This is a genomic window from Asanoa ferruginea (assembly GCF_003387075.1).
In the GTDB taxonomy this organism is placed as follows: Bacteria; Actinomycetota; Actinomycetes; order Mycobacteriales; family Micromonosporaceae; genus Asanoa; species Asanoa ferruginea.
This window is the reverse complement of the sequence record NZ_QUMQ01000001.1, coordinates 3408273-3426949: the sequence shown is the minus strand read 5'-3', so window position 1 is coordinate 3426949 and position 18677 is coordinate 3408273. Positions and strand designations below refer to the sequence as shown.

14 protein-coding genes are annotated in these 18677 nt (G+C 71.3%); 5 read left to right on the top strand and 9 right to left on the bottom strand.

The window, feature by feature from the left end; translation table 11 throughout:
• Positions 1-52: 52 nt before the first annotated feature.
• The 9 genes from DFJ67_RS16205 to DFJ67_RS16160 form a co-directional block, all read right to left on the bottom strand.
• Positions 53-853, bottom strand: coding sequence for a hypothetical protein (locus DFJ67_RS16205; RefSeq protein ID WP_116068665.1), 801 nt, complete (start codon positions 851-853; stop codon positions 53-55).
• Between the two features lie 264 nt (positions 854-1117).
• Positions 1118-4543 (bottom strand): cyclic nucleotide-binding protein, encoded by a 3426-nt coding sequence (locus DFJ67_RS42730; protein ID WP_170215874.1) that lies wholly within the window; start codon positions 4541-4543, stop codon positions 1118-1120.
• 259 nt (positions 4544-4802) lie between these two features.
• Entirely contained in the window at positions 4803-6461 is a 1659-nt protein-coding gene (locus DFJ67_RS16190) for a trypsin-like peptidase domain-containing protein (RefSeq protein ID WP_116068662.1), read from the bottom strand.
• Between the two features lie 5 nt (positions 6462-6466).
• The gene (locus DFJ67_RS16185) at positions 6467-8116 is read right to left on the bottom strand and encodes a sensor histidine kinase (protein ID WP_116076271.1); all 1650 of its coding nucleotides are present in this window, start codon (positions 8114-8116) and stop codon (positions 6467-6469) included.
• An 11-nt stretch (positions 8117-8127) separates the two neighbouring features.
• A complete protein-coding gene (locus DFJ67_RS16180) occupies positions 8128-8829 on the bottom strand; it encodes a response regulator transcription factor (RefSeq protein ID WP_116068660.1) in 702 nt (233 codons plus the stop codon).
• Between the two features lie 74 nt (positions 8830-8903).
• The gene (locus DFJ67_RS16175) at positions 8904-9494 is read right to left on the bottom strand and encodes a PadR family transcriptional regulator (RefSeq protein ID WP_116068659.1); all 591 of its coding nucleotides are present in this window, start codon (positions 9492-9494) and stop codon (positions 8904-8906) included.
• Entirely contained in the window at positions 9491-10324 is an 834-nt protein-coding gene (locus tag DFJ67_RS16170; protein WP_116068657.1) for a DUF4097 family beta strand repeat-containing protein, read from the bottom strand. Before DFJ67_RS16170 ends, DFJ67_RS16175 begins: the two co-directional genes overlap by 4 nt.
• An 82-nt stretch (positions 10325-10406) precedes the next feature.
• Positions 10407-11249, bottom strand: a complete 843-nt coding sequence (locus tag DFJ67_RS16165) for a lysophospholipid acyltransferase family protein (RefSeq protein WP_116068655.1) — start codon at positions 11247-11249, stop codon at positions 10407-10409.
• Positions 11246-11977, bottom strand: a complete 732-nt coding sequence (locus DFJ67_RS16160; protein ID WP_116068654.1) for a GNAT family N-acetyltransferase — start codon at positions 11975-11977, stop codon at positions 11246-11248. Before DFJ67_RS16160 ends, DFJ67_RS16165 begins: the two co-directional genes overlap by 4 nt.
• 114 nt (positions 11978-12091) lie before the next feature.
• Here DFJ67_RS16160 and DFJ67_RS16155 point away from each other — a divergent pair, with 114 nt between their 5' ends.
• The 5 genes from DFJ67_RS16155 (at position 12092) to DFJ67_RS42725 (ending at position 18642) form a co-directional block, all read left to right on the top strand.
• On the top strand, positions 12092-12733 hold the full coding sequence (locus tag DFJ67_RS16155) for a hypothetical protein (RefSeq protein WP_116076269.1): 642 nt from the start codon (positions 12092-12094) through the stop codon (positions 12731-12733).
• A gap of 70 nt (positions 12734-12803) precedes the next feature.
• A complete protein-coding gene (locus DFJ67_RS16150; RefSeq protein ID WP_409362931.1) occupies positions 12804-13718 on the top strand; it encodes an ABC transporter ATP-binding protein in 915 nt (304 codons plus the stop codon).
• Positions 13715-14545 (top strand): ABC transporter permease subunit, encoded by an 831-nt coding sequence (locus DFJ67_RS16145; RefSeq protein ID WP_116068651.1) that lies wholly within the window; start codon positions 13715-13717, stop codon positions 14543-14545. Before DFJ67_RS16150 ends, DFJ67_RS16145 begins: the two co-directional genes overlap by 4 nt.
• Before the next feature lie 133 nt (positions 14546-14678).
• Positions 14679-18461, top strand: coding sequence for a multifunctional oxoglutarate decarboxylase/oxoglutarate dehydrogenase thiamine pyrophosphate-binding subunit/dihydrolipoyllysine-residue succinyltransferase subunit (locus DFJ67_RS16140; protein WP_116068649.1), 3783 nt, complete (start codon positions 14679-14681; stop codon positions 18459-18461).
• A 4-nt stretch (positions 18462-18465) separates the two neighbouring features.
• A complete protein-coding gene (locus tag DFJ67_RS42725; protein ID WP_170215872.1) occupies positions 18466-18642 on the top strand; it encodes a DUF6104 family protein in 177 nt (58 codons plus the stop codon).
• Positions 18643-18677: the final 35 nt, after the last annotated feature.

The window sequence follows — 18677 nt, the reverse complement described above, 5'->3', positions numbered from 1 at the left end:
ATGGTGTACGTCGATCACCATCAGCGCCAGAGCAATCTCGGCCGTTTAGGCCCTAGGGGTGGTGCGGAACCGTGCGGTCCATCCAGCCGTCGCCGTTGTCGTCGTACATCGTCTTCTCGAAGAAGCCGTCGTTGTTCTTGTCGTAGTCGGCCGAGTTGACCAGCCCGTCGGCATCGGTGTCGTGCCCGACGAAGTCGACGCGGCCGTCGTGGTTGTTGTCGACCAGGATGTCGACACCGCCGTCGTCGCGGCCGAGCAGCACGTGCTTGTCCCAGTCGCCGTCACCGTCGACGTCGACGCGGGTGTGGTAGCCCTCCGGCGGCCCAGAAGGCGGCGCCGCGCCAAGGCCCACGTGATCGGTGGGCGCCGAGCCGAGGCCGTCGATGGGCACCGGCGCGTGGCCCATGCCCGCCGAGCCCGTCGGCGTGTCGGACAGACCCTGGCCGATCTCGTCGCCGAAGCCGGCCAGGCCGCCCATGCCGCCGTGGGTGCCCTCGGCCTGCGCGTAGGGGCCGAAGCTGGCGGCGTCATGACCGGCCGGGCCGAAGCCGCTCGTGCCTGCGGAGCCGAGGCCGCTGGTCGCCGCGTGCCCGATGCCCGACGAGCCGCCGCCGATGCCGTCGGCGAGCAGCCCGCCGAAGGACCCGAGCAGGCCGAACGTGCTCGACTGGTTGGCCCGGGTCTCCACGCCGTGCTCGGTCGACGGGGCGGCGCCGACCTGGGTGTGCAGGAGGGAGATCTCGTCGTCGCTCAAGGAATAGCTGGCCAGGGCCAGCCCCGGGTTGGACGCGAGGGCACTGGCGAACCCAGGGTCGATGACCAGTCGCTCCAGCACCTCGTCGAAGTCACTCATCGCCCGGCCTCCCATCGACGCGCTCCTACCGTAGCGCCGTCAGTCGAGCTCCGGCATCGGCACCGGCTGTGGACGGGGTCGGCAGGTGCCACATTGCACCGCGTCTTCCACGACCAGACCCTCGGCGCGGCCGCGCGTCTCCGAGCGGTGCACCTCCAACAGGAACGGGCCGAATCGGGCGTGGTCCTCGCACACGCCGCGCCCACAGAACCGGCACGACCCTCGCGCCGACTTCTGACAAAACCAGCAGAGCACCAAATCTCCTTATGAAGGCGGATTCTGGAAGTCGCAGGGCGCGACGGTGATGTCGGTGCCCGAGATCGTGCTGCTCTCGCCTTCGGAGTCGGTCGCCGTCACCTTGATCGACAGCGTGCCACCGTCGTTGGGCTTGCCGGTGTAGGGCACCGGGCCGATCGTTCCGAAGAACGGGCCGTCCCACGACATCGCGTCGCTGCCGGAATCGAACCCGCTCCACGAGACCGTGACCTTGAGCGCCTGCTCCGGATCGTTGTCGTCGGTGACGACGACGGACGCGCCGGCACTCGTGCCGTTCCTGCCGCACGACGACTCGCCACCGATCTGCTGGTCGATCGTGCCGCCAGGATCGTTGCGCCAGGTGATCTCGGGCGGGTCGTTGGTGTCGGCCGGCGACGTGGGTGGGGTCGTGGGCGGACGGGTCACCGGTGGGCGGGTGGCCGGCGGCGGGTTCCCAGGAGGTGGGTTGCCCGGCGGCGGGTTCCCGGGCGGCGGGTTGCCGCCGTTGCCGTTGTCGCCGCCGTTGTCGTCGACCGGCGGCGTGGCCGTCGGCGTCGGTGTCGCGGTCGGTGACGGCAGCTCCGACGGGGTCGGCTCGTCGCTCGGCGTCGGCTCCTCGGTCGGCCCGGCCGGGCGCGGCACCTCGCGGCCGTCGCCACAGTCGAGCGCCGCGTCGGTGGCCGGCTGGAGCTGGTCGTCGGCCAGCACCCGACCCTTGGAGACGGAGCTGGCGCCGCCGGCGCTGGCCTGGTACCAGGCTTCGCCGTCATTCGTCAGCTTCGCGCCGCTCGCGTCGACCGACAGGGCCAGCGGCCGGAACGTGCTCCGCGTGCTCGCGGTGTCGACCAGCACCCGCCCGTCGGTGAGCCGCACCTCGCCGTGCGGCACGGTGCGCCGGTCACCCTCGCTCCACAGCGGACCGACGTCGATCGAGCTCCCGGCGCAGAGCACGGTGACCGCGCCGCCGCGGAAGGTCAGCTCCGCCCGCGAGCGGTCGCGCAGGTGCACCCGGTCGCCCTCGGTCACGTAGAGCTTGTCGCCGGAGGACAGCTTCACCGCCTGGCCGTTGACGTCGACGTCGGCGGTGCCCCGGGTGGCCGCGAGCAGTGCCCGGTCGGCGGGCATCTCGGCCCAGGCCGGCCCGGGGATGAAGTTGGTGGCGGTGAGCAGGAGCGCGAGCAGCAGGAGCAGCGAGACCAGCCACCAGAGCCGGCGTTCGAACCGGCCGTCGACGTTCTCGTCGATCACCGGCGGCGGCCCGGGCGGCGCGGCGAGCGGCGGGTAGCCAGTGACCGGGTGGACACCGACCCGCGGGCCGGCACCGGCCGCGGAGGCTCGCGCCAGAGCATTGGGATCAGCACCGAGCAGCAGGGGGGTGCCCGACAGCGCCGGCACCGACCACAGCCGGGTGGGCGTGCGGGCGGTGGCCACGGTCCCGCCGGGGCCGTCGCCGATCGGGCCGATCAGCGTGCCGCGGCGCAACTCGGTGCCGTCGGGCAGGGTCACGGTGCCCGACTCGATGACCACCGCGTCGGTGGCGCCGTTGAGCGTGACCGGGTCACCCGGTGCGAGCAGGGCCGGCCGGGCGGCGGAGACCAGACCCATCCGGTCTTCGGCGCTCAGCGCGTGCAGCGCGGGCGCCTCGCCGAAGAGCCGGTCGGCCTCGTCCCATTCGCCCGGTGGCGGGCCGGGGATCGGGCCGATCGCCCGGGATACCGCCGAAGACGGGAGGGACAGCAGGGTGGTGCCGGCGGTGTGCCAACCGAGCGCGGCCGGTGCCCCACTCAGCGCGCTGGCCAGGCCGACCACGCCGCCGGCGCCGAGCCGCTGCCGGACCAGGCCGGACGGGTCGTCGGGCCGGCGCGCCTCGACCGCGCCGTCGACCACGACGTAGACCGCGCGCTGGGCGGCGCCGGCGAAGACGAGTTGCTGGCCGGTGCGCGGGCGGACCCAGGTCGCGACCGCCGCCAGGTCGGCCAGCGCCGCGCCGGGCAGCCGGCCGAGGGCCGAGGCCCGCAGCGCGTCGAGCCGGCGCGGTGCGTCGAGGTCGCGGCGGCGCGATTCGATCCGCCGGCGCAGCGCGCGGACCTGACCGGCGACCCAGCCGAACGCGAGGTAGACCAGCGGTGCGGCCAGCCCGCAGACGACCACGAACAGCAGGACCCGGGCCGGCCAGCCGGACCGCCACAGGCCGATCGTCAGCCCGGCGACCCGGTCGGTCCAGATCCGCCAGCCCAGGTTGACCGCGATGGCGAGCCAGAGCACGGCGACCGTGCCGTAGAGGGCGACCAGCCGGCCCTCGCGGTCGAGCTGCGACCAGCGCGGCGGGCGGCGGCGCAACCGGCTGACCACGAAGGTGAGACCCCGGGCACGCAGGTTGGGGATCTCCAGCCAGTCCATTAGCAGGTAGTAGCCGTCGAGCGCGAGGAAGGGGTTGAGGTTGAACAGCGCGTTGAGATACCAGGCGAAGGCCAGCTTGAACATCCACGGCGCCGCCTCCGGCACCAGGACGCCGACCAGCGAGGCGGTGCCGGCCAGCACGAGCCCCGCGGCGGGACCGGCGGCCGTGGTGGTCATCCGCGCGCGGCGGCCGGCCATCCAGACGTCGGTGGTGTCGACGAAGACCGACGGGATGCCGAAGTAGACGAGGAAGCCCGCCGCCGGAACCCGCCGGCCGGCGTGCTTGGTGGCCAGCGCGTGGCCGAACTCGTGGCAGGCCAGCGCGAGCACGTTGAGCCCGAGCAGGACGGCCGCGCCGGTCGCGTAGGAGCCGCCGGTCAGGAAGATCGACTCTTCGCCGTGCCACCACGTCCAGCCGAATGCGACCAGGCCGACCAGCGCGACGGTGCCCAGCAACGCGACGACCGCCGGGTGGAAAAGGAGGCGCCCGCCGGCCCGGTAGAGGAAGCCGACCAGCGGGTCGATGTTGGCGACCACCGTGCGCCGGCCCTGCGCGAACGCCAGCAGCGCGCGGCCCAGCCGCAGCGGCCACGGCCGGCGGTGCACCTTGGACAGCGGGCGGAACGCGTCGACCGGCAACTCGGCGAGCATCCGGTTGGCGGCCAGGTCGGCGACCACCCGGGTGACCTGGTCGGGCGCGAGCCGGCCGCCGATGCGGGCGAACTCAGCGACCAGCCGGGCGACGGTGCGCGTGCCGTCCATCAGGGTCGCGAGCTGCCACTCTTCCGGCGTCAGCCGCAGGTAGCAGGCGCCGCCGCGGTCGTCGGGGGACCGGAGCATCACATAGGGCACTCCGCGTACGGAGATCAGCTCGGCCTGCTCGATGCCGGCGCGCAGCACGGGCCTGGCCCGGGCCGGATTGAGCCGCTCGACGACGGCCGCCCACATGCCGGGGTCGTGCGGGCCCACCGGCTGCCCAGGCGCCCGCCCGGCCAGCGCCTCCCACACACTCACCCGGGTCTCGACGACCGTCACAACCCCTGCCTCCCCCTACACCACCGGGGATGCACAGTAGGCCCGTCATAGATCGGAATCGACCTCGCGTCTGCAACCCGACAGCGACACACAGCGAGCATCCGCCCGCGGTCACCGACTGGTTACCGAGGGCGGATATGGGCGGTGGCGGGCAGCACGACCAACCCCCGAGGGCCGTGCCACCCGCCACCATTTGGGAGGAGGACCGTCTCCGCGGGTCACGCGGCTCGCGAGTCCTTGGTGTGCGCGTATCTAGCTCTTATGACGCTTCAGCGAGCGTCACGGTTGCGGTCTTTTCCGACCCGTTCCGGCTGTAGGTGAGCTGCACCTGATCGCCGACCTTGTGCGACTGGACGGCCGACACCAGATCGTCCGAAGTGTTGATCGTCTGGCCACCGAAGTTGCTGACGATGTCGCCCTGCTGTAGGCCGGCCTTGGCGGCCGGGCTGTTGGCGGTGACGCCGCTGACCAGGGCACCGCCGCCGTTCTCGTTCTCGGTGACCGAGACGCCGAGGGCCGGGTGCGAGATCTTGTCACCGTTGCGCAGCGCCTGGGAGACCTGCTCGGCCTTGGCGCTCGGGATCGCGAAGCCGACGCCGATGCTGCCGTTGCCCTGGCCCGAGGTGGCGATCGCGGTGTTGATGCCGATCACCTCGCCGTTGGTGTTGACCAGCGCGCCGCCCGAGTTGCCGGGGTTGATCGGCGCGTCGGTCTGGAGCAGGCCGGACAGGGAGGTGGCCGTCTGCTGCTGGTCGCCGCTCGGGAAGGGGCTCTGCTGCTGGTCTTCCGACTGGGTGCGGATGGTGCGGTCCTTGGCGCTGATGATGCCGGCGGTGACCGAGCCCTGGAGGCCCAGCGGGCTGCCGAGGGCGAGCACGGTGTCGCCGACCTGCATCGCGGCGCTGTCGCCGAACTTGACCGGGCTCAGGCCGGAGACGCCGCTGGCCTTGACGACGGCCAGGTCGGTCTTCGGGTCGGTGCCGACGATGCTCGCGGTGGTCCGCTTGCCGTTGTCGAAGACCACGGTGACGGTGTCGCCGCTGGCGCTGGCCACGACGTGGTTGTTGGTCAACACGTAGCCGTCGGCGGTGAGCACGACGCCGGAGCCCTCGCCGGTGCTGGTGGTGATCGAGACGACGCTCGGCTCGACCTTCTGCGCGATCTCGGCGAGCGACGACCGGTTGATCACCGGTGCGGCGGCGGCGCGGGAGGCGGCGTTGTCCTTGTCGTTGCCGTTGATCGCGGCGCCGATGACGCCGCCGACCAGACCGGCGCCGAGCAGCAGCACGAGGGCCACGGCGGCCGCCGCGATCCAGCGACCGACCCGGTTGGGGCGGTGCGGGCCGGGCGACTGCTGCCAGGGCTGGCCGGGCGGCGGCCCACCCGGACCGCCGGGGCCGGTCCACGGGATCGGCGTGCCATGCGGCTGGTGTGCCTGACCTGGGTGCGGCTGGCCCGGGTAGGTCTGGCCCGCGTCGGCCGCGTGCGCCGCGCCGTAACCGGGCTGGCCGTAGCCGGGCTGCTGGCCCGACGGGTAGCTGTAGCTGGGGTAGCCCGGCGCGGAACCGGCCTGCGGGTAGCCCGGGCCCGGCTGCGGGTAGTGCGACGCCGGCGGCTGCCACGGGCTCTGCGGCTGCCCGGTGACGGGCGTGCCGCTGACCGGCTGAGGGACGGAGGGCTGCTGCGCGGTCGGCTGCTCCACCGCGGGCTGATAGGCCGTCGGCTGCTCTGCCGCGGGCTGGTAGGCCGTCGGCTGGTCCGCCGCCGGTTGGTAGGCCGTCGGCTGCTCAGCGGCCGGCTGGTAGGCGGTCGGCTGCTCGGTGCCTTCCGGCCGCGGCGCCTGCGGCGCGTCGGATTCGGCGGCCGGCTCGGCACCCCGCTCGGGGTCGGATCGCCGGGGGTTTTCGTGCTCGGTCATGACATTTACCTTTCCCCACCGCTCTGCGACGGGCCTGGGGCCGGGCTGAGCGTTGTCTGAGAGTGCCGGTCCGGATCCGTGCCGTTGCCGTTGTGGCCCGCGGGACTGTCGGGGCCACCGTGGTTATCGGGACCGTCGTGTTCGTCGTCGCCACCGCCGGTGGCCAACGGCAGGCGTACCCGGAAGGTCGAGCCCTGTCCTGGCACGCTGTCGACCTCGACGTTGCCGCCGTGCGCGCGGACCAGAGCGGCCACGATCGCCAGCCCGAGGCCGGTGCTGGTGGCCTCCCGGTCGCGGCGCCGGGCGGCGTCGGCCCGGTAGAACCGTTCGAAGACGCGTTCGGCCTGGTCGGCCGAGAGGCCCTGGCCGGTGTCGACCACCTCGACGATCGCGTAGTCGCCGTCGGAGCGGAGCCGGACGCTGATCTCGGCGTCGGGCGGGGTGTGGATGATCGCGTTGGTCAGCAGGTTGCCGAGCACCTGGCGGAGCCGGGCGTCGTCGGCCCGCACCACCAGCGCACCGGCGCGCGGCGCCACGTCGATCGCGATGTGTCGCTGCGGGGCCATCGCGCCGGCCGCCTGCACCGCCTCGCTGGCCAGCACGCGCAGCTCGACCGGGGACAGCGACAGTGGTCGCTCCCGATCCAGCCGGGCGAGCAGCAAGAGATCCTCCACCAGGAGGCCCATCCTGGCCGCCTCGTCCTCGATCCGACGGACCAAGCGTGCGGTGTCTTCCGGCGGGCCGGCGGCGCCCTGCCGGTAGAGCTCGGCGAAGCCACGGATGGTGGTCAACGGCGTACGCAACTCGTGAGAGGCATCCGCGACGAACTGCCGCATGCGTTCCTCGGATCGCAACGCCCGTGCCTCCGACGCCTGCGCGGCGAAGGCCGCGTCGCGGGCAGCGGTCTCCGATTCGGCCCGCGCGGCGAAGGCGGTCTCGATCTGGGTGAGCATCGCGTTGAGCGCCCGGGAGAGGCGGCCGAGCTCGGTCTTGGGCTCGTCGACACCCGGCTCCGGGTCGGGCACGCGCTGGCTCAGGTCACCGGCCGCGATCGCCACCGTGGTGCGCTCGATCTGGCGCAACGGTTTCAGGTTGCTCCGGACTATCCCGGCGCCGAGCGTGGCGAGGACGATCAGCACCGTGCCGCCGGCCAGGCCGTCGATCCAGAGGAGCTGTTTGACGGTGTGGTCGACGTCGGAGAGGTTGAAGCCGACCGCGACGATCGCGTTGCTGTCCTGCGGCTGCACCATCAGCACCCGCCAGCGGGTCTGGCTGCCGATCGCCTTGATCGTGTAGGGGTCGGTGTGGTGCTTCTGCAACTCCTGCTGAAGGCCTGCGTAGTTCTGCGGCAGGTCGGGCCCGTCGGGCGTGAAGAGCTGGCTCGGCTTGCTGCTCAGGTCGTTGAGCGTGGGCTGCGCCGGGGTCGACGCGACCGCGAACGCGTTGTCGCCGACGGCGAACTGGATGTTGTCGCGGAGCAGCGCCTGCACGTTGTTGTTGAGGCTGCGCAGGTTGCCGTCGACCTGGTCGAGCAGATAGTTGCGCAGGAAAAAGGTGCTGGCCGCCCCGATGACGAGCAGGGCGGCCGTCACGAGCGCCAGCACGGCGGCGACGAGCTTGACGCGCAGCGGTGTGCCACGCAGGGGGGCCAACATCGGCACCCCGGTCAGGCCGTTGGCTTGCGCAGAACGTATCCGACGCCACGCAGGGTGTGGATCAGCCGCGGCTGTCCGTTGTCGATCTTGCGACGCAGGTAGGAGATGTAGCTCTCCACGATGTTGTCGTCGCCGCGGAAATCGTAGTTCCACACGTGGTCGAGGATCTGCGCCTTGGACAGGACCCGATTGGCGTTGAGCATCAGGTAGCGCAGCAGCTTGAACTCGGTGGGGGAAAGCTGGACCCGCTGGCCGGCGCGGTAGACCTCATGGGTCTCCTCGTCGAGCTCGAGGTCGGCGAACGTGAGGCGGGAGGCGCTCTGGTCGCCGGCCGTGGTGCGGCGCAGCACGGCCCGGATGCGGGCGGTCAGCTCTTCGAGGCTGAACGGCTTGGTGACGTAGTCGTCGCCGCCGAGGGTCAGGCCCCGGATCTTGTCGTCGGTGGCGTCGCGCGCGGTCAGGAACACCACGGGGGTGCGGGTCCCGCCTTCGCGCATCAGCCTTATCACCTCGAACCCGTCGAGGTCGGGCAGCATGACGTCGAGGACGACCAGGTCGGGGCGGCGGTCCTTGGCCGCGCTGACCGCGGAGCTGCCGCTCGTCGCGGTGCTCACGTCGAAGCCCGCGAACTTCAAGCTGGCTGAGAGCAGCTCAAGAATGTTGGGGTCGTCTTCGACCACGAGGAGTCTCGCCTCGGTCTGTGGTGCGGCCATGACACCCATCATTTACCCGTACGCTGTGGCGCTGCTGGACTGAAGCTGAAAGTCCGCTGTGCGCGATGCGCAAATTACCTCTGCATCCGCCGGAGCCCGTCGAGCACGCCGTCGAGCAGGCGGGAGGCGGTGCGGAGCTGGTCGTCACTGAATCGCCCACGGCGGACGATCCCGCGCACCTCGTCGGTGAACGCCACCAGCCGCCGGTCGAAGTCGTCGCGCGGGTCGGTTCCGGGGTAGGGCCCGACCACCGGCGCGTCGACCGACCATGATCCGCGCCGGGTCTGCCGGGCCGCCTCGCGCAGCTCGCGCTTGAGGTCGCGGGTGGCACCGCGTACTTCCGCCTGGATCTCCGCGGCGAGATCGGCGACCGAGGCGTTGATGTCCTGTTCCAGCGCGGCCAGCTCACCGGCCCGCTGCCGCAGCTCGGCGCGGCCGCCGTCGGTGATCGCGTAGGTCTTCCGGCCACCGGCCGCGGTGTGCGTGACCAGGCCCTCGGTCTCCATCCGGGCCAGCCGCGGGTAGATCGTGCCGGCGCTGGGTGAATAGGTGCCGTGGAACCGGTCGGCCAGCAGCCGGATCAGCTCGTAGCCGTGCTTCGGGCCGTCGTCGAGCAGCTTGAGCAGGTAAAGGCGCAACCGCCCGTGGCTGAACACGGCCGTCATTCCGGCGTCTCCTCGTCGTCGTCGACCGGCCGGGCCAGCAGGGCGATGCTGCCGGAAACGGTCGTCGCCCAGAGTTTGCCGGTTCCCGGCCCGAGAACGCCGCGCCGGTGCTGCGAAGCGCCGTGCTTCTCCGCGCCCAGTCCCGCGAAAGCGGTGGTGATCTGCCCCGACTGGGTGTGCAGGTCGACGGCCAGGTCGGCGTCTTGGCGGACCCGCACCGTGACGCTGCCGGAGGTGGTGTGCAGCCGCAGCTCGCGGTGGTGGGCATTATCAAGATCACACGTGACCGAGCCCGAGACGGTCGTCATCTCCACCCGGTCGGCCGCGCTGTCGGCGAGGATCAGCTCGCCGGAGACGGTCCTCAGGCTCAGGTCGCCGTCGACACCGAGCGCTTCGACCGGCCCGGAGACGACCTTGGCCCGGGTGCGCCCGCCCAGCCCCATCAGGGTGATCCGGCCGGAGGTCAGGTCGACCTCGGTGTCGGTGCGCAGGCCGGCGGCGACCACCGCGCCGTCGACCAGCCGCACGTGGGCGGCGGTCGAGCGGGGCACGCCGATCGAGACGTCGACCCGGAACCGGCGGCGGATCTGCCCGAGCCACCAGAGCACGCCGGGGAACCTCGGACGGCGGTTGTGCCGGACCACGAGGGTACGGTCGACCACCTCGACGATCACCGGGTTGCGCCCGATCCGGTTGACGTCGACCCGTGCGCGGCCATCGTCACCGCCGACCAGGTTGACCCGGCCGGAGAAGAGGTCGACGTCGACCCGCTCGAAGGGCGTCTCGATGACGATCTGACGCGGTTCGTCGACGGTCCAACTGTTGGACACGGCTCACCTCCCGAAGCCGCTTGAGCATAACGCGATACATCGCGATAGGCCAGCGGCCTCGGGATCACTCCTTGCTCTGCGGCTATGCCGCCAGAGCCAGCGGCACCGGCTGCGGCTCGACTTCGACACGGGCCGGCGCGGCGGCGGCGAACACCGGCGTGCCGATGGCCGCCTGAGCCACCCGGGCCAGGGCCCGGCGGGACGCGGCGGGCTCCGGGTGCAGGGCCGGCGCGATGGTCACCGACGCGACCAGTTCGGGCATGGCGAGCACCCGGCGTACGGAGCTCCAGAGTGTCTCGTCGCCGATGAACGAGGCCGCCGGACTGCCGTACCGCAGCACGACCGGGACCACCCGCGCGCCCGCGTCGATCGCGGACTGGAACATCGCCGGGCGGAACGTGCCGACCTCGGAGCCGCAGCCCGTGGTGCCCTCCGGGAAGACGGTGACCACGGCGCCGGCGCGGAGCGCGGCGGCCACGTCAGCCACCGTGTCGGGCAGGGTCTTCGGCCTGGCCCGGTCGACGAAGATCGTGCCGCCCGACGCGGCCAGCGCGCCGAACAGCGGCCAGCGCTTCACCTCGACCTTGGCCAGCATCCGGCCCGGTGCCACGGCCTGGAGCGCGACGATGTCGAGCCAGGAGACGTGGTTGGCCACCACCAGCGCGCGGTTCTTCGGTGGCCGGCCGCGCAGCCGCAGCCGCACGCCGAGCGCGGCCAGCGTCAGTCGGGCCCAGGCCCGCCCGGCCCGGTCCCGGCCGCGTTCGGTGAGCAGCGGCAGCACCGGCACGAGCAGCCCGCCGACCAGCAGCGCACCGATCAGCCGGACGAACCGCAGGACCTGCACCGCCTTCGGCGCCTGCCCGGGTTCGTCCGGCGTCAGCAGGCAGTCGGTGCCGCACTCGTTCTGCGGCCGCCAGAGGCTCATTCCGACTCCCCGAGGAAGTGACGCCGGTAGCGGGGGTCGATCCGGTCCGTGGACAGCAGCACGTAGAGGTCGGCGACGTCGAAGTCCGGGTCGTAGGCCGGCGGCCCGCAAACCCAGGCGCCGAGCCGCAGATAGCCGCGGAGCAGCGGCGGCAGCGCCGACGTCGACGACGCCTCGGCCGGCTGGATCTCCCACGGGTGGTGCGGCCGGACCCGCATCCGGGGCGGCGACAGGTGCTTCGTGCGAGCCCGCTCCCAGACCGCCGCGGCGGTCTTTCCGCCGTCTTCCAGCGAGATGGAGGCGCAGCCGCCGAGCCAGCGCTTGTTGTGCAGGTGCAGGTAGCGGGCGATGCCCGCCCACATCAGGTTGATCACGGCGCCGGAGCGGTGTTCGGGTGCGACGCACGAGCGGCCGGTCTCCACCAGCAGGTCCCGCAGGGGGTCCAGGGCGGAGAGGTCGAACTCGGTCTCGGCGTAGCGGCGCGGTGCGCGCCCGGGCAGCAGCATCCGGTAGGTGCCGACGATCTCGCCGGACTTGTCGTCGCGGACGATCAGGTGGTCGCAGGCGTCGTCGAACTCGTCGACATCGTGGCCCGGCACGGTCGTGTGCAGGGTCGCGCCCAGCTCCCCGGCGAACACCTGGTAGCGCAGCCGTTGGGCGGCGGCGACCTGCTGCGCGTTGTCCGCGATCAGCAGGGTGTAGCCGCCGGTCCTGGTCAGGAGGTCCATGCGTTCTGTGTAAGTGTGCTGGCTACCACATGCGTGTCGGAGAACCTGTCCAGGGATGTCGATTGCGTGAACGCCGGACGCGCCGCGCTGGTGTGGGAGTGTGTGCACGTGGAGATGGTCATCGCGGCCCGGTTCAACGGACCGCCGGGCACGGGCAACGGCGGCTACTCGGCCGGCACCTTCGCGGCACTGGTCGGCACCGGCATCCCCGAGGTCACGTTGGTCAAGCCGCCACCGCTCGACGTGCCGTTCGCCGCAGACGAAGACCGGGTGCTCGACCCGACCGGCGCGGTCGTCGCGACGGTCCGCTCGGTCCCGCCGTTCGGGGTCGGCGCGCCGCCGGTCACGCTCGCGGCCGCCACCGACGCCGCCCGGAGCTACGCCGGCTTCGCCGACCATCCGTTCCCGACCTGCTACGTCTGCGGCCCCGAGCGGGCCGACGGGCTGCGGGTGTTTCCCGGGCCGGTCGACGGCGTGGTCGCCGCCCCGTTCACCGCGCCGGCGCAGGTCGGGCCGGAGACCGTGTGGGCGGCGCTCGACTGCCCCGGCGGCTGGTCGGTCCTGTCCCCCGGCCGGGCCTACGTGCTGGGCCGGATGGCCGCCGTGGTCACCGCGCTACCGGCCCCTGGCAGCGAGAACGTGCTGGTCGGTGCGCTGGCCGGGACCGAAGGGCGCAAGGCCGCGGTGCACACCGCCCTCTATTCGGCCGGCGGCGACCTGTTGGCACACGCCCGGGCCACCTGGATCGCCATTTAAGGGCAGCATCTCGGCGGAGGGCACCGGTATGGTGTGGCGGCCATGCCACCCCGGGGGGAAAGGGAGTGAGATGTCCGACGGCCAGATAACGGTCTCCGGTCTCACCAAACGCTATAAGAACCTGCTGGCCGTCGACGGTCTCTCGTTCACCGTGCAGTCGGGCCGGGTCACCGGCTTCCTCGGCCCCAACGGCGCCGGCAAGACGACCACCCTGCGCATGCTGCTCAACCTGGTCACACCGACGGCCGGCACGGCGACCATCGGCGGTGCCCGCTACGCGGACCTGACCGACCCGGTGCGCACCGTCGGCGCGGTGCTGGAGGCGTCGGCCGCCCACCGGGGCCGCACCGGCCGCAACCATCTGCGGGTGCTGTGCGCCGCCGCCGGACTGCCCGACCACCGGGCCGACGACGTGCTCGAGCTGGTCGGCCTGACGCCGGCCGCCAAGCGCAAGTTCAAGGGCTACTCGCTCGGCATGCGCCAGCGGCTGGGCATCGCGGCCGCGATGCTCGGCGACCCGAAGGTGCTGATCCTCGACGAGCCGGCCAACGGCCTCGACCCCGAGGGCATCCGGTGGATGCGCGGCTTCCTACAGAGCCTGGCCAAGCAGGGCCGCACCGTGCTCGTCTCCAGCCACCTGCTCTCCGAGATGGAGCTGCTGGCCGACGACGTCGTCATCATCGCGGCCGGCAAGCTGGTCCGGCAGGGCCCGGTCGCCGAGGTGCTCGCCTCGATGTCGACCTCGGCCCACGTCCGGGTCCGCACCCCACAGGCCGACGCGCTGGCCGCGGCGCTGGCCGGCATCCCGGGCGCCGTCGTCACCCCGCGTGCCGACGGCACGCTGCTGGTCACCGGCGTCGAGGCGCCCGCGGTCGGCAAGGCGGCCCTGGCCGCAAGTGTCGAGTTGCACGAGCTGACCCCCGAGCGCCCCGACCTCGAAGGCGTGTTCCTGGAGCTCACGGCCGGAAAGGCGGGCATCCGATGAGGCTGGTCAAGGCCGAGTTCCGCAAGCTGCTGACCACCAACACCTGGTGGCTCTTCGCCCTGGGCGCGATCGTGACCTGGGCCGCGACGTTCGCGCTCAACGCGCTGTTCGCCCACTTCACGCTGACCCAGGCGCCGCCGACCGACGTCTCGCCGGAAGACGCGGCCAACCTCGCCGCCGTGAGCGACCAGGTCTACCAGGCGGCCAACCTCTACACCTCGGGCCAGTTCTGCGGCCTGCTGTTCGTGGTGCTGCTCGGCATCCTGATGGTGACCAACGAGTTCCATCACCAGACCGCGACAGCAACGTTCCTCGCGACGCCGCACCGCACCTCGGTGATCAGCGCCAAGCTGGGCGTCGCCTCGATCATCGGCGTGCTGTTCTGGCTGATCACGACCGCGCTCAACATCCCGGCCACGATGATCTTCTTCCAGAGCGAAAACCTGCCGACCCACTTCGGCGACTCGTCGGTGCAGCGGGCCATCCTGCTCAACGGCCTGGCCTACCTGCTCTGGGGCATCTTCGGCGTGGGCATCGGCGTGCTGATGCGCAGCCAGATCGCGGCGACCGTGACGGCCGTGCTGGCCTATGTGCTCGGCACCGCGATCGTCGGCTTCCTGTTCACGCTGCTCTCCCAGTCGCTCGACCAGCCGTGGATCAACAACGTGCAATACGCACTGCCGTCGATCGCTTCCGGGTTGATGGTCGCTGGGCGTGACCTTCCCGACCAGCCGGCCTACTGGGTCGGCGGCGTGATCCTGGTCGCCTGGGCCGTGGTCACCGGCACTGTCGGAACCCTCATCACACGCACGCGCGACATCTCCTAACATCTTCCCGCGTTTTAACCTGTGAGACGTGACACGGACGGACGTCGGCGACGGCCGTCCATGTCGCGCGGCGTAGCCTTGGACCCGACTTCTCACACATACACACAGCGCGCGGAAGAGGCGATTACCGGCCGTGTCGAGCCAGCAGACATCCGATAACCCACTGGCGGGTTTCGGCCCCAACGAGTGGATCGTCGACGAGATGTATCAGCGCTATCTCGCGGATCCGAAGAGCGTAGACCCGGCGTGGCACGACTTTTTCGCCGACTATCGCCCAGACGGTGACGGCTCCTCGCCCACTCAGGCCACCGCCAAGACCGCGAAGCAGACGGCCGCCCGCGCCGGCACCGACGCCCCCGGTGCGGCCACGTCCCCCGAGCCCCGTGCGGCCGATGCGAAGCCCGCCGCGAAGGTAACCCCGGCAACTGCGAAGAGTGACGGCAAGGTGGAAACCCCCGCGAAGGCCGTCAAGGCCCCGGCGCAGCCGCGACCCGCCACGACCCCCGCCCCCGCCAAGACCTCTCCTCCCGCCAGCAAGGCCGCGGCGCCCGCGGCCGATAAGGCTGCCGAGACCACCCCCTTGCGTGGCGTCGCCGCGCGCATCGTCCAGAACATGGACGCCTCTCTCGCGGTCCCGACCGCGACCAGCGTCCGGGCCGTGCCCGCGAAGCTCCTGGTCGACAACCGCATCGTGATCAACAACCACCTGGCCCGCGGCCGGGGTGGCAAGGTCAGCTTCACCCACCTGATCGGCTGGGCGATGGTCCGCGCGCTGCGCGAGATCCCGGAGATGAACAACTCGTTCACCGAGGTCGGCGGCAAGCCCGCGGTCGTGCAGCCCAACCACATCAACCTGGGCATCGCGATCGACCTCAAGCGTCCCGACGGCACCCGCACTCTGGTCGTGCCGTCGATCAAGGGCGCCGAGGCGATGGACTTCCGGCAGTTCTGGCAGGCCTATGAGGACATCGTCCGGCGGGCCCGGCGCAACGAGCTGACCATGGACGACTACGCCGGCACGACGATCTCGCTGACCAACCCGGGCGGCATCGGCACCGTGCACTCGCAGCCCCGGCTGATGGTCGGCCAGGGCACGATCATCGGCGTCGGCGCGATGGAATACCCGGCCCCCTACGCCGGCATGTCCGAAGAGCGGCTGGCCGACCTCGCCGTCAGCAAGATCATCACGCTGACCAGCACCTACGACCACCGGATCATCCAGGGCGCGCAGTCCGGCGAGTTCCTCAAGGCGATCCACGAGCTGGTGCTCGGCGAGCGCGGCTTCTACGACCAGATCTTCACCTCGCTGCGGATCCCCTACGAGCCGGTCCGCTGGATGCGCGACGTCGCGGTCAGCTCCGAGGGCGCGATCGACAAGACCGCGCGGGTGATCGAGCTGATCCACGCCTACCGGGTGCGCGGTCACCTGATGGCCGACACCGACCCGCTCGAGTTCAAGATGCGCAGGCACCCCGACCTCGACGTGCTCCAGCACGATCTGACCCTGTGGGACCTCGACCGCAGCTTCCCGGTCGGCGGTTTCGCGGGCAAGCAGACGCTCAAGCTGCGCGACATCCTCGGCGTGCTGCGCGACAGCTACTGCCGCCGGGTCGGCATCGAATACATGCACATCCAGGACCCGGAAGAGCGGCGCTGGATCCAGGACCGGATAGAGCGCAAATACGAGAAGCCGACGCCGGAGGAGCAGAAGCACATCCTCAACCGGCTCAACGCGGCCGAGGCGTTCGAAACCTTCCTGCAGACGAAATACGTAGGCCAGAAGCGCTTCTCGCTCGAAGGTGGAGAGTCGCTGATCCCGCTGCTCGACGAGGTGCTCCAGACCGCCGCCGAGGGCGACCTCGACGAGGTCGTGATCGGGATGGCCCACCGCGGCCGGCTCAACGTGCTCGCCAACATCGTCGGCAAGCCCTACGAGAAGATCTTCTCCGAGTTCGAGGGGCACATCGACCCGAAGTCGGCGCACGGCTCCGGCGACGTGAAATACCACCTGGGCCAGAACGGCAAGTTCACGACGCCCGACGGTGAGCACGCGATCAGCGTCTCGGTGACCGCCAACCCGTCGCACCTCGAAGCCGTCGACCCGGTGATGGAAGGCATCGTCCGGGCCAAGCAGGACCGCATCGACCTCAAGCTGGAGGGCTACACCGTCCTGCCGCTGGCCATCCACGGCGACGCGGCCTTCGCGGGCCAGGGCGTGGTCGCGGAGACGCTCAACCTCTCGCAGCTGCGCGGCTACCGCACCGGCGGCACCGTGCACGTGGTGGTCAACAACCAGGTCGGCTTCACCACCGCGCCGGAATACTCGCGCTCGTCGCTCTACTCGACCGACGTCGCCCGGATGATCCAGGCGCCGATCTTCCACGTCAACGGCGACGACCCCGAAGCCGTCGTCCGGGTCGCGCGGCTGGCGTTCGAATACCGCCAGGCGTTCAACAAAGACGTGGTGATCGACCTGGTCTGCTACCGGCGCCGCGGTCACAACGAGGGCGACGACCCTTCGATGACCAACCCGCTGATGTACGCGATCATCGACCAGAAGCGTTCGGTCCGGAAGCTCTACACCGAGGAGCTGATCGGCCGCGGCGACATCACCGTCGACGACGCCGAAGAGCTGCTCCGTGACTACCAGGCCCAGCTCGAGCAGGTGTTCAAGGCGACCCGCGACGCGGCGGCCAGCGGCACCCGGCCGGTGCGCAGCCGTCAGCCCGAGCCGGAGCCGGCGGTCGAGACGGCCGTTCCGATCGAGGCGGTCCGCGCGGTCGGCGAGGCACACGTCAACCTGCCGGAGGGCTTCACCCCGCACAAGCGGCTCCAGCAGTTGCTCGACCGGCGCCACAAGATGTCTGTCGAGGGCAACATCGACTGGGGCTTCGGCGAGATCATCGCGTTCGGCACGCTGCTGGCCGACGGGCTCACCGTCCGGCTGGCCGGCCAGGACTCGCGCCGCGGCACGTTCGTGCAGCGGCACGCCTCGGTCGTCGACGCCGACACCGGCAAAGACTTCCTGCCGCTGCAGACGCTCACGAAGGACCGCGCCCGGTTCTTCATCCACGACTCGCTGCTCTCCGAATACGCCGCGATGGGCTTCGAATACGGCTACTCGGTGGAGAACACCGAGGCGCTGGTGTTGTGGGAGGCCCAGTTCGGCGACTTCGCCAGCGGCGCCCAGTCGGTGATCGACGAGTTCATCACTTCGGGCGAGGTCAAGTGGGGCCAGCAGTCGGCGCTGACGCTGCTGCTCCCGCACGGCCACGAGGGCCAGGGTCCCGACCACACCTCCGGCCGGCCCGAGCGCTGGCTCCAGATGTGCGCCGAAGACAACATGCGGGTGGCCATCCCGACCACCCCGGCCAACTACTTCCACCTGCTGCGCCGGCAGGCCCTGTCGTCGAAGCGCAAGCCGCTGGTGGTCTTCACGCCCAAGTCGCTGCTGCGGCACAAGCTGGTCGTCTCGTCGGTGGAAGACTTCGCCACCGGCAGCTTCCAGCCGGTCATCCCCGACACCAGCGGGCTCGACCCGGCCGGTGTGCGGCGGGTGCTGCTCTGCTCCGGCAAGCTCTACTACGACCTGGTGCAGGCCCGCGCCGAGCGCAAGATCACCGACACCGCACTCGTACGCATGGAGCAGCTCTACCCGCTCCCCGTCGACGAGGTAAAGGCGGCGCTGGCGCAGTTCCCCAACGCGGTCGACTTCGCCTGGGTGCAGGAAGAGCCGGCCAACCAGGGTGCCTGGTCGTTCGTCGCGCTCAACCTGCTCGAGCACCTCGAGGGCGTGCGGCTGCGGCGGATCTCCCGCCCGGCGGCCGCGGCGCCGTCGGTGGGCTCGACCCGGCTGCACGACGCCGAGCAGAGCGCGCTGATCGAGGCCGCACTGCCTCGGCCCGCTGAGGGGTAGGAACGTGTACTTCACCGACCGGGGCATCGAGGAGCTGACCGAGCGCCGAGGTGCCGAGACGGTGTCGCTGGAGTGGGTCGCCGACCGGCTCCGCGACTTCGTCGACGACAACCCGGAGTTCGAGACGCCGATGGAGCGCTTCGCCACCTTCCTGGCCCGCCTCGACGACGACGAAGACTGACGCGCCGATCACTGCGCCCCACAGGCCCACCTCGG